The organism is Burkholderia sp. BCC0044 (genome assembly GCF_902832955.1).
In the GTDB taxonomy this organism is placed as follows: Bacteria; Pseudomonadota; Gammaproteobacteria; order Burkholderiales; family Burkholderiaceae; genus Burkholderia.
In genome coordinates this window covers 1165734-1179044 of record NZ_CADFDO010000001.1, presented here as the reverse complement: position 1 = coordinate 1179044, position 13311 = coordinate 1165734, and the positions used below count along the sequence as shown (strand labels likewise).

At 68.7% G+C, this 13311-nt stretch carries 10 protein-coding genes; 8 read left to right on the top strand and 2 right to left on the bottom strand.

The annotated features are described in order from the left end of the window. Position 1 precedes the first annotated feature (1 nt). The 5 genes from HWX14_RS05205 to HWX14_RS05185 all read left to right on the top strand — a co-directional run bounded on the left by HWX14_RS05205 (position 2) and on the right by HWX14_RS05185 (position 6632). Positions 2–1318, top strand: a complete 1317-nt coding sequence (locus tag HWX14_RS05205; RefSeq protein WP_175881820.1) for a dihydrolipoamide acetyltransferase family protein — start codon at positions 2–4, stop codon at positions 1316–1318. A gap of 4 nt (positions 1319–1322) precedes the next feature. After that, the gene (lpdA, locus tag HWX14_RS05200) at positions 1323–2714 is read left to right on the top strand and encodes a dihydrolipoyl dehydrogenase (RefSeq protein WP_175881819.1); all 1392 of its coding nucleotides are present in this window, start codon (positions 1323–1325) and stop codon (positions 2712–2714) included. Positions 2715–2946: 232 nt separating this feature from the next. Beyond that, the gene (locus HWX14_RS05195; RefSeq protein WP_175881818.1) at positions 2947–3576 is read left to right on the top strand and encodes an NAD(P)H-binding protein; all 630 of its coding nucleotides are present in this window, start codon (positions 2947–2949) and stop codon (positions 3574–3576) included. A gap of 390 nt (positions 3577–3966) precedes the next feature. Beyond that, complete coding sequence (locus HWX14_RS05190) at positions 3967–5391, top strand: cytosine permease (RefSeq protein WP_175881817.1); 1425 nt, start codon at positions 3967–3969, stop codon at positions 5389–5391. Positions 5392–5561: 170 nt separating this feature from the next. Continuing rightward, positions 5562–6632, top strand: a complete 1071-nt coding sequence (locus tag HWX14_RS05185; protein ID WP_175881816.1) for a porin — start codon at positions 5562–5564, stop codon at positions 6630–6632. A gap of 71 nt (positions 6633–6703) precedes the next feature. On the opposite strand, the gene HWX14_RS05180 is transcribed toward HWX14_RS05185, so the two are convergent. Further along, positions 6704–7660 (bottom strand): LysR family transcriptional regulator, encoded by a 957-nt coding sequence (locus tag HWX14_RS05180; RefSeq protein WP_175881815.1) that lies wholly within the window; start codon positions 7658–7660, stop codon positions 6704–6706. Positions 7661–7847: 187 nt separating this feature from the next. On the opposite strand from HWX14_RS05180, the gene HWX14_RS05175 reads away from it, so the two are divergent. Genes HWX14_RS05175 through HWX14_RS05165 form a run of 3 tightly spaced genes read left to right on the top strand, consistent with a single transcriptional unit; the run spans position 7848 to position 11508 of the window. After that, positions 7848–9158, top strand: coding sequence for an MFS transporter (locus HWX14_RS05175; protein WP_126360636.1), 1311 nt, complete (start codon positions 7848–7850; stop codon positions 9156–9158). A gap of 31 nt (positions 9159–9189) precedes the next feature. Further along, the gene (locus HWX14_RS05170; protein WP_175881814.1) at positions 9190–10461 is read left to right on the top strand and encodes a Zn-dependent hydrolase; all 1272 of its coding nucleotides are present in this window, start codon (positions 9190–9192) and stop codon (positions 10459–10461) included. A 24-nt stretch (positions 10462–10485) separates the two neighbouring features. Next, positions 10486–11508 carry a histone deacetylase family protein gene (locus HWX14_RS05165; protein ID WP_175881813.1) on the top strand — a complete coding sequence of 341 codons (1023 nt, stop codon included), beginning with the start codon at positions 10486–10488 and terminating at the stop codon, positions 11506–11508. Between the two features lie 107 nt (positions 11509–11615). Here HWX14_RS05165 and HWX14_RS05160 read toward each other — a convergent pair whose 3' ends face one another. Continuing rightward, the gene (locus HWX14_RS05160) at positions 11616–12821 is read right to left on the bottom strand and encodes an MFS transporter (protein ID WP_175881812.1); all 1206 of its coding nucleotides are present in this window, start codon (positions 12819–12821) and stop codon (positions 11616–11618) included. Positions 12822–13311: the final 490 nt, after the last annotated feature.

Below are 13311 nucleotides of genomic sequence, written 5' to 3'. Positions count from 1 at the left end.
GATGGGGATTCATGTCATCAAGATGCCGGATATCGGCGAAGGGATCGCCGAGGTCGAGCTGGTGGCCTGGCATGTGGAAGTCGGGCAGACGATCAAGGAAGACCAGCCGCTCGCCGACGTGATGACCGACAAGGCGGCGGTCGAGATTCCGTCGCCGGTGACGGGCAAGGTGATCGAACTGGGTGGCCGGATCGGCCAGATGATGGCGGTCGGCAGCGAGCTGATTCGGCTGGAAGTCGAAGGCGACGGCAACCTGAAGGCCGCTGCACCGGTGCGCGAAACAAAGGTAGCAACCGCACCGGTCGCGGCGGCGGCGCCGTCGAAGCCGGTGGCCGACGCATCGGTCGAGCCGACTGCGGGGGCCGCGGCGTCTCGCGCATCGGCGAAACCGCGCCGCGACGAACCGGCCGCGCCGCCGCGCGCGGCGCTTGCGCCGGGCGAACGGCCGCTCGCGTCGCCGGCCGTGCGTCAGCGTGCGTGGGACATGGGCATCGAGTTGCGCTACGTGCGCGGCACCGGCGAAGCGGGGCGGATCCTGCATGCGGATCTCGATGCGTATGCGCGCACCGGTGGCGGCACGGCGCGCGCATCATCGCAACCGCACGGCTACGACGAACGCCACGACGAAACCGAAGTGCCGGTGATCGGCTTGCGGCGCGCGATCGCGCGCAAGATGCAGGAAGCGAAGCGCCGCATCCCGCATTTCAGCTACGTCGAGGAAATCGACGTGACCGAGCTCGAATCGTTGCGCACGGAACTGAACCGCCGCCACGGCGACACGCGCGGCAAGCTCACGCCGCTCCCGCTGCTGATCCGCGCGATGGTGATCGCGCTGCGCGACTTCCCGCAGATCAACGCGCGCTTCGACGACGAAGCGGGCGTCGTCACGCGCTACGGCGCGGTGCACATGGGCGTCGCGACGCAGACGGACGGCGGCCTCACGGTGCCCGTGCTGCGTCATGCGGAAGCGCGCGACGTATGGTCGATCTCGGCCGAAATCGTGCGGCTCGCCGACGCGGTGCGCGCGAACCGCGCGCAGCGCGACGAGCTGAGCGGGTCGACGATCACGATCTCGAGCCTCGGCGCGCTTGGCGGCATCGTATCGACGCCGGTGATCAATCATCCGGAAGTGGGCATCGTCGGCGTGAACCGGATCGTCGAGCGGCCGATGATCCGCGACGGCGCAATCGTCGCGCGCAAGATGATGAACCTGTCGTCGTCGTTCGACCATCGCGTCGTCGACGGCGCGGACGCGGCCGAATTCATCCAGGCCGTGCGCGCGGTGCTCGAACGTCCGGCACTGCTGTTCGTGGAGTGAGCCGATGAAGAACGAACACACCACGCTGCTCGTCATCGGCGGCGGCCCGGGCGGCTACGTCGCCGCGATCCGCGCGGGCCAGCTCGGCATTCCGACCGTGCTCGTCGAGCGCGACCGGCTCGGCGGCACGTGCCTGAACATCGGCTGCATTCCGTCGAAGGCGCTGATCCATGTGGCCGACGCGTTCGAGCAGGCCTGCGGCCATGCCGGCGAAGCGGCGCTCGGCATCCGCGTGCGCACGCCCGAGATCGACATCGCGAAAAGCGTCGCGTGGAAGGACGGCATCGTCGACCGGCTGACGCGCGGCGTCGGCGCGCTGCTCAAGAAGAACGGCGTTCGCGTGCTGCACGGCGAGGCGCACGTGATCGACGGCAAGACCGTCGAGGTCGTCAGCGGCGGCCATACGGTGCGGATCGGTTGCGAACACCTGTTGCTCGCGACCGGCTCCGAACCGGTCGAACTGCCGTCGATGCCGTTCGGCGGGCACGTCGTGTCGTCCACCGACGCGCTGTCGCCGGCGACGCTGCCGAAACGGCTGGTCGTCGTCGGGGCCGGCTATATCGGGCTCGAACTCGGGATCGTCTATCGCAAGCTGGGTGTCGACGTCAGCGTCGTCGAAGCGGCCGAGCGCGTGCTGCCTGCGTACGATGCCGAACTCGTGCGGCCGGTTGCCGATTCGCTCGCGCGGCTCGGCGTGCGACTGTGGCTCGGCCACAAGGTGCTCGGGCTGGCTAAGGACGGCGCGGTGCGCGTGCAGGCGGCCGATGGCGCCGAGCAGACGCTGCCGGCCGACCGCGTGCTGGTTGCCGTGGGCCGGCGGCCGCGGGTCGACGGGTTCGGGCTCGAGTCGCTGATGCTCGATCGCAACGGCCGCGCGCTGCGGATCGACGACGCCTGCCGGACCTCGATGCGCAACGTGTGGGCGATCGGCGACGTCGCGGGCGAGCCGATGCTCGCGCATCGCGCGATGGCGCAAGGCGAGATGGTGGCCGAGCTGATCGCCGGCCGGCGTCGCCAGTTCACGCCCGCGGCGATTGCGGCCGTGTGCTTCACCGATCCCGAGATCGTGACGGCCGGCTGGTCGCCGGACGATGCGCACGCGGCCGGCATCGATTGTCTGAGCGCATCGTTCCCGTTCGCGGCGAACGGGCGGGCGATGACGTTGCAGGCGACCGACGGGTTCGTGCGCGTCGTCGCGCGGCGCGACAATCACCTGATCGTCGGCTGGCAGGCGGTCGGGCGCGGGGTGTCGGAGCTGGCCGCGGCGTTCTCGCAGTCGCTGGAGATGGGCGCGCGGCTGGAAGACATCGGCGGGACGATCCACGCGCATCCGACGCTCGGCGAAGCGCTGCAGGAAGCCGCGTTGCGTGCGCTCGGACACGCGCTGCATGTCTGACGTAATCGTCTGACGGGCGCCGCCGGTGCGTCATGTACGTATCGGCGGCGCTTGCGGCGTCTGATGGACTTCATGTTGCTCATTCGATCGCCCGGAACGGCGCCTGACAGGCCCGTAATTTTTCGAGACGAGGGGAGGGTTGCCGCCGCCACGTCGGCCGACGATCATGTCGATAGCCGGAAACCGGGCTGCCTCGGCCCGCCAACGCCGGCTTCACACGGAAGAACGCGACATGAAACTGCTGCTCGTCGGCGCGACCGGACTCGTCGGGCGCCACGTCCTCGAAGTTGCGCTCGCCGACGCGCGGGTCGATCAGGTGATCGTCCTCGCGCGCCGGCCGTTGTCGCCACATCCGAAGATGCGTGCGCTGGAAGTCGATTTCGACCATCTGCCCGACACGGGCGACTGGTGGCACGCGGATGCCGTGATCTGCACGCTCGGCACGACGATGCGGGCCGCCGGTTCGCAGGCGGCCTTCCGGCGCGTCGATCACGACTATCCGCTCGCGGTCGCGCGGCTCGCGCACCGGCACGGCACGCCGACCTACGTGCTGAATTCCGCGCTCGGCGCCGATGCTGCGTCGCGCATCTTCTACAACCGCGTGAAGGGCGAGGTCGAGCAGGCGCTTGCCGGCGTCGGCTTCGATTCGCTCACGTACGTGCGACCGGGCCTGATCGGCGGCAGCCGCGACGAGTTCCGGTTCGGCGAGCGGTTGTTCGTGTTCGCGCTGAGCGCCGCCGCGCCGGTGCTGCCGGCGAAGTGGCGCGTGAACCCCGCGTCGCGGATTGCGCGCGCGTTGCTCGACGCGGCGATCGACGCACGGCCGGGCGTGCAGGTCGTCGCATCCGACCGGCTGGTCTGATGCGGTGCGGGCGGTGCGCCCGTCCGGCTATTCGTCTGCGTTTCCCATGCGGTGACGGCTGCGCCCGGTCAGCCCCGGGTGGACAGAACTTTCATTTTTCCGACATCCGGCTTGCGGCAATACTGCGCTGGCGGGCCGCAATGACTCGGACGATTTCGAAAATCGATCGATTTCGGGTAATCACCGATATCTCGCAAGTTGTATATACAAGATCATCCGCTGGCAATGTCGGCACACGTCGTGCCGCTTGCGCGCCAGCGTGCAGACCGTGCGTGCGTGGCGCAGGCCGGCGATCCCCGGCGCCCCGCATCCGCAGCGCCGAAAGGGCGGCTCGCAGCTTCCTGTCCCGTTCAAACCCTGTGTGGTCCTGAGTATTTTGGAGATTGACCTGTGTCAACGAATTCCAGTGGAAAAGCCGGCGGACTGATCGAGGTACGCTCGATCGACTTCATTCCCGACGCCGAGCGCCACGGCGGCCTGCTGAGCCAGTTCACGCTGTGGCTGTCGGCGAACATGCAGATCACGGCCATCGTCACCGGGGCGCTGGCGGTCGTGCTCGGCGGCGACGTGTTCTGGTCGCTGGTCGCGCTGCTGCTCGGCCAGCTCGTCGGCGGCGCGGTGATGGCGCTGCACGGCGCGCAGGGGCCGCAGCTCGGCCTGCCGCAGATGATCTCGAGCCGCGTGCAATTCGGCGTGTACGGCGCGATGATCCCGATCGTGCTCGTGTGCCTGATGTACATCGGCTTTTCCGCGAGCGGCTCGGTGCTGGCCGGGCAGGCCGTCGCGCAACTGCTGCACGTCGACGACGCGGCCGGCATCCTGCTGTTCGCGGCCGTGATCGTCGTGCTGACCGTGTTCGGCTATCGCGCGATCCACTTCGTCGGCCGGATCGCGAGCGTGGTCGGCATCGTCGCGTTCGTCTACATGTTCGCGCAACTGTTCGCGAACCACGACGTCGGCGCGCTGCTCGCGAACAAGCATTTCTCGCTCGCGAGCTTCCTGCTCGCGATGTCGCTGTCCGCGTCGTGGCAGATCGCGTTCGGCCCGTACGTGGCCGACTATTCGCGCTACCTGCCGCGCTCGACGTCGTCGGTCGCGACGTTTCTCGCGGTCGGCCTCGGCTCGGTGATCGGCGCACAGGCGGCGATGGTGTTCGGCGTGTTCGCGGCCGCGCTGGCCGGCAGCCAGTTCGCGCACCATGAGGTGTCGTACATCGTCGGCCTCGGCTCGACGGGCGCCGTGGCCGCGCTGCTGTATTTCAGCATCGCGTTCGGCAAGGTGACGGTGACGGCGCTCAACGCGTACGGCAGCTTCATGTCGATGGCGACGATCGTCAGCGGTTTTCGCGGCAAGGGCGCGGTGTCGTCGAAGAGCCGCCTCGTGTATATCTTCGGGATGATCTGCGTGTCGACGCTGATCGCGCTCGCGGGCCGTCATTCGTTCCTGAAGGAATTCACCGCGTTCATCCTGTTCCTGCTCGCGTTCTTCACGCCGTGGAGCGCGATCAACCTGGTCGATTACTACTGCTTCACGCGTTCGCGCTATGACGTGCCGGCGCTGTCCGACCCGGATGGCCGCTACGGCCGCTGGAACGTGATGGCGATCACGATCTACGTGGTCGGCATCCTGGTGCAACTGCCGTTCATGTCGACGCACATCTACACGGGGCCGCTCGTCGATGCGCTCGGCGGCACCGATATCTCGTGGATCCTCGGCCTCGTCGTGCCGGCCGTGCTGTATTACGTCGCCGCGCGCGCGTCGCGACGCAGCATTCCCGAGCGCCTGATCCTGCCGCTCGAACGCGGCGAGGTTTGACACCGACGTACCCCGTCGTCCATCGGGCCGGCCTGCCGCCGGCCTGAGCGGGCCGCCGCGCCGAACCGGCGCGACCGGCAGCCGCGCTGCACATCATCTTCGTTATCCGCGATGCCGGCATGGCAGACCACCGTGCCCGGCATCGTTCCATTCTCCTTTCATTGAATAGCATGACTAATAAAACCAACGCACGAGGACATCGTTCCCGGGCGCGATCGGCGCATGCCGGTCTTCGGATGGCCGTCGCGGCTGCCTGCGTCGCCGGTTCGGGCGCCGCGCTCGCGCAGGACGGCGTCACGCTGTACGGCGTGATCGACGAATTCGCGCAAGTCGTGAATACGGGCAACGGCTATACGGCCGCGATCAATTCGGGCGGCCAGTGGGGCAGCCGGTTCGGATTGAAGGGCGGCGAAGAGATCGGCGGCGGGCAGAGGATCGAGTTCGCGCTCGAAAACGGCTTCAATCCGAACGACGGCTCGCTCGCGAGCGCCGGCAGCCTGTTCAACCGGCAGGCGTGGGTCGGTATCGCGGGGCAGTGGGGCAAGGTGCGCGCGGGCCGGCAGAATTCGCCGCTGTTCAACGACCAGGGCGGGCAGGATGCGTTCGGCGGCGTCACGCAGGCGTCCGGCATGGACAACCTGACCGTGTTCGCGTTCCGCACGAGCAACACGCTGTCGTACCAGAGCCCGGAGATCGCGGGTTTCCAGGGCGGGCTGTACTTCGGCTTCGGCGATGCGGGCGGCGTGCGCTCGGCCGGCTCCAGCCAGCAGTTCGACCTGACCTACGAACACGGCCCGTTCGGCGCATTCGTCGCGGGCCAGTGGTTGAAGAACGCCACGGCGACCACGACCGATCGCACGATCATGGCCGGCGCCTCGTATGCGATCGGCAAGGCCACCGTGTATGGCGGTTTCTCCGCGGTGAAGTGGGCCGACCTCGGGATCGATTCGCGCGTGTACGGGCTGTCGGTCAAATACCAGTTCAACCCGTCGAATGCGGTCGCGCTCGGCTACGCGTACCTGCACGACCAGTCGTCGCAAGGCAACAACGCGGACCAGCTCGGGCTGATGTACGAGTACGACCTGTCGAAGCGCACGAGCTTCTACGGCGCGCTGTCGTACCTGCGCAACCGCAACCAGGCCGGCTATACGCTCGCCGGCGCGGCGAACCCCGGCCTGCCGCTCGCGTACCCGGGCGCGAATGCGCGCGGCGTGCAAGTCGGCATCGTGCATCGCTTCTGACGCACGCGACGCGATGTGACGACGTGCCGGGCCGTGAACGCCCGGCGTGTGCTCCGGGCGCATGCGCGCCGTTACTTCCCCAGCCGCTCCGCGAGCGAATAGCGCTGCATGCAGCGCTCCATCGCGTCGAGAAACGCATGCTCGGCCGCGTTCATCTTGCGATCACGATGCCACAGCAGGAACACGTCGACATCGACGAGCCCGTCGTCGGGCGGCAGCCGCCACAGCCGTTGCTGCGCGATGTCGTCGCGCACGATGTGCTCGGGCAGGCAGCCGATCCCGTAGCCGGCGAAGATCAGCCGCCGCACTTCGTCGAGGCTCGGCGACGACGCGACGATGCGCCCCGTGAAGCCCTTCTGGTCGCGGAACACGGTGAGCGGCGACAGGCTGTCGCCGATCTGGTCGCTCGTGAACGACACGAAATTCTCCGCGAGCAGGTCGTCCATCCGCAACTGCGTCTGCCCGAACAGCCGGTGATGGCGGCCGCAGTAGATCGCATAGCGCTGGCGCAGGAAGCAGCGCATTTCCAGCTTGTCGTGCGGCGTGCGGCACAGGCCGAGCCCGGCCGTGGCCGTTTTCTGCAGCAGCGACGACAGGATGTCCGACGAGCGCATCACTTCGATCTGCAGATCGATACGCGGATACGCGCGATGGAACTCCGCGAGGAATTCGTCGTAGACGGGCGATTCGATGCGGCTCACCGTCAGCAGCCGGATCGAGCCGGTCAGGTCGGCCGTGCTGTCGTCGATTTCGGTTTCGAGGCGCGAGATGCCGCCGTAGATGTCGCTCGCGATCCGGTACACGGCTTCGCCGGCCGGCGTCGGCGCGAAGTGCGCGCCGCGCCGCTCGATCAGCCGGCGCTCGAGCGTCTCCTCGAGCCGCCGCAGCGCCTGGCTCACGGCCGGCTGCGTGACGTGCAGGCGGGCGGCCGCGCGGCTCACGCTGCGCTCCTGCATGATCACCAGATAGGTGCGCAGCAGGTTCCAGTCGAGGCGGTCGTTCAGGAACGGGGCGAGGTCGGGGCGCATCGGGTCTCCGGGCGGGCGGCGAGCAGTTATTAGCGGAATTTATACGGCGAATAATAACTTGAAATTTGACTAATGATTTGCGGCCACCGATAAAGGAGGGGCGCCGCAGCGTGCGGCGCGAGGCCGCGACAGACGGCCGTCACCCGATATTGCGCGTCGCTCGCCGCGGCGCGCGTCAGGAGCCCGCATGACTCAGTCCCTTCCTTCCGCCCGCCAGCCGGCACGCGCCGCGACGGCCGCGTTCATCGGCACGATGATCGAGTGGTACGACTTCTACATCTACGCGACCGCCGCCGCGCTCGTGTTCGGCGAACTCTATTTCCCGTCGCACGACCCGTTCGTCAGCACGATGGCGTCGTTCGCGACGTTCGCGGTCGGCTTTTTCGCGCGCCCGCTCGGCGGCGTGATCTTCGGCCATCTCGGCGACCGCATCGGCCGCAAGAAGGCGCTGATGACGACGCTGATGATGATGGGCGTCGCGACCGTGTGCGTCGGGCTGCTGCCCGCTTATTCGAAGGTCGGCATCTTGGCGCCGGTGCTGCTCGTTGCGCTGCGCGTCGTGCAGGGGATCGCGGTCGGCGGCGAATGGGGCGGCGCGGTGCTGATGGCGGGCGAGCATGCGCCGCAGGGGCGCCGCACGTTTTTCGCGTCGTTCGCGCAGCTCGGCAGCCCGGCCGGGCTGATCCTGTCGCTGATCGCGTTCCGCGCGGTCACGTCGATGGACAAGGCCGACTTCCTCGCGTGGGGCTGGCGCCTGCCGTTTCTCGCGAGCGCGGTGCTGCTCGTGGTCGGCATCCTGATCCGGCTCGGCGTGAACGAGTCGCCGGAATTCGCGCGGGTCAAGGAAACCAATCGCACGGTGAAGCTGCCGGTCGCGGAAGTGTTCCGTTCGGCGTCGGGGCTCGTGCTGCTCTGCATCGGCGCGAACACGATCGGCATCGCGGGCGTCTATTTCACGAACACGTTCATGATCGCGTACACGACGCAGTACGTCGGCGTGTCGCGCTCGCTGATCCTCGACAGCCTGTTCGCGGTCGCGATCATCCAGTTCTTCGCGCAGCCGCTCGCCGCATGGATCGCCGAGCGCATCGGCGGCGCGCGCTTCCTGAAACTCGCGGCGCTGCTCGCGATGCTGTCGCCGTATCCGATGTTCATGCTCGTGCAGGGCGGCACGTCCGCGTCGCTGATCGCGGGCATCGCACTCGCCGTGGTGTGCATGGCCGGCTTCTATTCGGTGATCGCGGGCTTCGTCAGCGACGTGTTTCCCGCCCACGTGCGCTATTCGGCGATCTCGCTCGCTTACCAGATTTGCGGCGCGATCGCCGGCGGCCTGACGCCGCTCGTCGGCACGTGGCTCGCGCATCGCTTCACGGGCCAGTGGTGGCCGCTCGCGGTGTTCTACACGTGTCTCGCCGGCATTTCGCTGCTCTGCATCGTCGCGCTCGATGCGCGCCGCGCGGCGCAGCCGGCCGCCGCCGAAGCGCTCGGCTCGCACTGACCTTCAACGAACGAATCGATCCGGAATGCATATGAAAGACCTGCTGGAAATCGACGGCGCCCGCCTGTGGCAGAGCCTGTCCGACATGGCGCGCGTCGGCGCGACGCCGCGCGGCGGCGTGCGGCGCCTCGCGCTGACCGATGACGACCGGCGCGGGCGCGACCTGTTCGCGCAATGGTGCCGCGACGCGGGGTTGACGGTGAGCGTCGATGCGGTCGGCAACCTGTTCGCGCGGCGCGACGGCGCCGATGCGAACGCCGCGCCGGTGCTGATCGGCAGCCATCTCGACACGCAACCCGAAGGCGGCCGCTTCGACGGCGTCTACGGCGTGCTCGCCGCGCTCGAACTCGTGCGCACGCTGAACGACGCGGGCGTCACGACCGACAAGCCGATCGAGATCGTGTCGTGGACGAACGAGGAAGGCGCGCGCTTCGCGCCGGCGATGCTCGGCTCGGCGGTGTTTACGGGTGCGTTGCCGCTCGACGACGCACTCGCGAAGCAGGACGCCGACGGCGTCGCGCTCGGCGCGGCGCTCGACGCATGCGGCTATCGCGGCACGCGCGCAACGGGCGGCGCGGTCGACGCGTATTTCGAGGCGCATATCGAACAGGGGCCCGTGCTCGAGGCGAACGGTACGACGATCGGCATCGTCACGGGCGGGCAGGCGATCCGCTGGCTCGACGTGACGGTGACGGGCGTGGCCGCGCATGCGGGCACCACGCCGATGCCGTATCGCAAGGACGCGTATTTCGCGAGCGCGCAGATCGCGCTCGAACTCGAACGGATCGTCGCCGGCTATGCGCCGCGCGGGCTCGCGACGATCGGGCAGGTCGGCATCCGCAACGCATCGCGCAACACGATTGCCGGCGACCTGACGTTTACGGTCGACCTGCGTCATCACGACGATGCCGAAGTCGATGCGATGGAGCGCGACCTGCGCGATGCATGCGTCCGCATCGCCGCCGCGCGCGGCGTGCAGGTGGCGATCGACACCTGCTGGCGCAGCCCGGCGACGCCGTTCGACCGCGACTGTGTCGGGCTGGTCGAGCAGGCGGCCGCCGCATTCGGCTATACGCACGAGCGGATCGTGAGCGGCGCCGGCCACGACGCGATCCTGCTCGCGCGCCGCTTCCCGACCGCGATGGTGTTTATTCCATGCGTCGACGGCCTGTCGCACAACGAAGCCGAAGATGCGTTGCCCGACGACGTGACGCGCGGCGCGAACGTGCTGCTCCACGCGGTGCTGGCGCGCACGGGCATCGCGGCGCGTGTCGACACGGCGGCTGCCATGCACGGTGCCTGATCCGGCGAATCGACGAGGACTACGATGAAAACCTATTTCCATCCCGAACAACTGCTGCACCATCCGCGCAGCTACCTGTCGCGTGGCCAGATGCGCGCGCCGCAGGAAGTGCCCGAGCGTGCGGCGCGGCTCGTCGCGGCCGTCCGGTCGCTCGACTTCGACGTGCGCGAGCCGGCCGACCGCGGCACCGCGCCGATCGCGGCCGTGCACGACATGAACTACCTGCGTTTTCTCGAGGACGCGCACCGCGACTGGAAGCAGATGCCCGACGACTGGGGCGACGAAGTGATGTCGAACGTGTTCGTGCGCGATCCGAATCCGCTGCGCGGCGTGCTCGCGAAAGCCGCGCGCTATCTCGCCGACGGCAGTTGCCCGGTCGGCGCGAACACGTGGCGCGCGGCATACTGGTCCGCGCAGGGTGCGCTGGCCGCGGCTGCCGACGTCAACGACGGCGCACGCGAAGCGTACGCACTGTGCCGGCCGCCCGGCCATCATGCGCGCCGCGACGCGGCCGGCGGCTTCTGCTACCTGAACAATGCGGCGATCGCCGCGCAGGCGCTGCTGGGTCGCCATCGCCGCGTCGCGATTCTCGATACCGACATGCATCACGGGCAGGGCGTGCAGGAGATTTTCTACGGCCGCGACGACGTGCTGTACGTATCGATTCACGGCGACCCGACCAACTTCTACCCGGTCGTCGCGGGCTACGAGGAAGAGACGGGGGCGGGCGCCGGCGACGGCTTCAACCTCAACCTGCCGATGCCGCACGGCGCACCGGAGTCGACGTTCTTCGAGCGGCTCGACGACGCACTGCGCGCGCTCGCGCGCTTCCAGCCCGACGCGCTCGTGCTCGCGCTCGGCTTCGACATCTACAAGGACGATCCGCAATCGCGGGTCGCGGTCACGACCGACGGGTTCGGGCGGCTCGGCGGCGCGATCGGCGCGCTCGGGTTGCCGACGGTGATCGTGCAGGAGGGCGGCTATCACCTCGAGAGCCTCGACGCGAATGCGCGCGCGTTCTTCGGCGGGTTCGCCGCGGGGCGCTGACCTGAGCCGTCGGAACCGACCGCACGCCGAAAATGAAGACGGCCGCATCGCGCGGCCGTAAAAATGCGTGCGGAACGTCGCCCGGGCAATCCGGGCGTTGCCCGTGCTTACGAATTCGCGGCGGCCGGCGAGCGGCGGCGCTGCGCGAGCTGCAGCGTGACGAGTGCGAGGCCGGCGGCGGCGATCAGCGCGCCGACGAGCGGCACCGCCGCGTAGCCGAACCCGGCCGAGATCGCCGCGCCGCCGGCGGCGGCGCCCACCGCGTTGCCGAGGTTGAACGCGCCGATGTTGACGGCCGACGCGAGGCCCGGCGCTTCATGGGCCGCGCGCATCACGCGCATCTGCAGCGGCGGCACGACCGCGAACGTCGCGGTCCCCCAGACCAGCAGCGTGACGGCGGCGCCCGCATGGGTCGCCGCGAGCAGCGGGAACGCGGCCATCGTCGCGATCAGCAGCAACAGGAAACCGATCAGCGTGCCGTCGAGCGAGCGGTCGGCGAGGCGCCCGCCCGCGATGTTGCCGATCGAGAAGCCGACGCCGATCAGCACGAGCATCGCGGTCACGAAGCCGGGCGTGGCGCCCGTCAGGTGTTCGAGCGTCGGTGCGACGTAGGTATAGAGCGTGAACATCGCGCCGGCGCCGAGCACCGTCGTGCCGAGCGCGCCGAGCACGACCGGGCGCGTCAGCACGGAGAGTTCGGCGCGCAGGTCGGGCATCTTGCCGGCTTCGCCCTTCGGCAGCGCGGCGAACAGGCCGGCGATCGCGATCAGGCCGAGGCCGGCGGTCGCCGCGAACGACATGCGCCAGCCGATGATCTGGCCGAGCCAGGTCGCGGCCGGCACGCCGCCGACGTTCGCGATCGTCAGGCCCATGAACATCGTCGCGACCGCGCTGGCCTGCTTGTCGCGCGGCACGAGGCTGGCCGCGACCACCGAGCCGAGCCCGAAGAACGCGCCGTGGTTGAGGCTCGTCACGAGACGCGCGAGCAGCAGTGTCGTGTAGTCCGGTGCGACGGCCGACAGCAGGTTGCCGATCGTGAAGATCGACATCAGCGCGATCAGCGCGGAACGGCGCGACCAGCGCGCGAGCAGCAGCGTCATCAGCGGCGCGCCGACCATCACGCCGATCGCATACGCGCTGATCAGCATCCCGGCTTGCGGAATCGACACGTGCACGCCTTCGGCGATCACGGGCAGCAGGCCCATCGGCGAGAACTCGGTCGTGCCGATGCCGAACGCGCCGGCGGCGAGCGCCAGCAGCGGCAGCGCGGCGCTGCCGCCGGGGCGGGACGGAGAGGAAGTCGTGGGGTTCACGCGATGGGCTCCTGTAATCGGGGGACGACGGCACGAAGCCGTTGAGGACAGCGTGAAGTGTGCCTGCATTACTTTTGCGGAAAAAGCCGCATCCGGACGAAATTATCTTGATTTCATGTCAACAATCCAGCGCATGGGCGACGTGTGTGGCGTGGCCCATGCGCCGCGTTTCGGCGGGACAGGCGAATGGCGGGGATTTTTCGAAAGCCTTCCGTAACGAGTGAAACCGCGGTTTCCGGACAGATCGCTGCGGCTCGGTGGCGCTTCGCGGCCGATGCGCGGTTGTCCTGCGCGACGCTCGGAAAGTCGTCCGGCGACCGTGAGACGGCACGTGGCTGGCCTTGTCCGGACGCATTGACCGGCGACAGGCGATCGCCCGTGGCCGGCGTCGCGCGATGGCTGGAAAGCCTTTCACTGCACGCGCAACAGGAAAAAAGCCCCGGCCACAGGGGGTCCGTGGCCGGGGCGAAAACGCATCCTCTCTTTGGCA

Bases quoted from the DNA above. Each gene is read 5' to 3' on its own strand.
- HWX14_RS05205 (WP_175881820.1), top strand. From the start codon at position 2: ATGGGGATTCATGTCATCAAGATGCCGGATATCGGCGAAGGGATCGCC.
- lpdA (WP_175881819.1), top strand. From the start codon at position 1,323: ATGAAGAACGAACACACCACGCTGCTCGTCATCGGCGGCGGCCCGGGC.
- HWX14_RS05195 (WP_175881818.1), top strand. From the start codon at position 2,947: ATGAAACTGCTGCTCGTCGGCGCGACCGGACTCGTCGGGCGCCACGTC.
- HWX14_RS05185 (WP_175881816.1), top strand. From the start codon at position 5,562: ATGACTAATAAAACCAACGCACGAGGACATCGTTCCCGGGCGCGATCG.
- HWX14_RS05180 (WP_175881815.1), bottom strand. From the start codon at position 7,660: ATGCGCCCCGACCTCGCCCCGTTCCTGAACGACCGCCTCGACTGGAAC.
- HWX14_RS05175 (WP_126360636.1), top strand. From the start codon at position 7,848: ATGACTCAGTCCCTTCCTTCCGCCCGCCAGCCGGCACGCGCCGCGACG.
- HWX14_RS05170 (WP_175881814.1), top strand. From the start codon at position 9,190: ATGAAAGACCTGCTGGAAATCGACGGCGCCCGCCTGTGGCAGAGCCTG.
- HWX14_RS05165 (WP_175881813.1), top strand. From the start codon at position 10,486: ATGAAAACCTATTTCCATCCCGAACAACTGCTGCACCATCCGCGCAGC.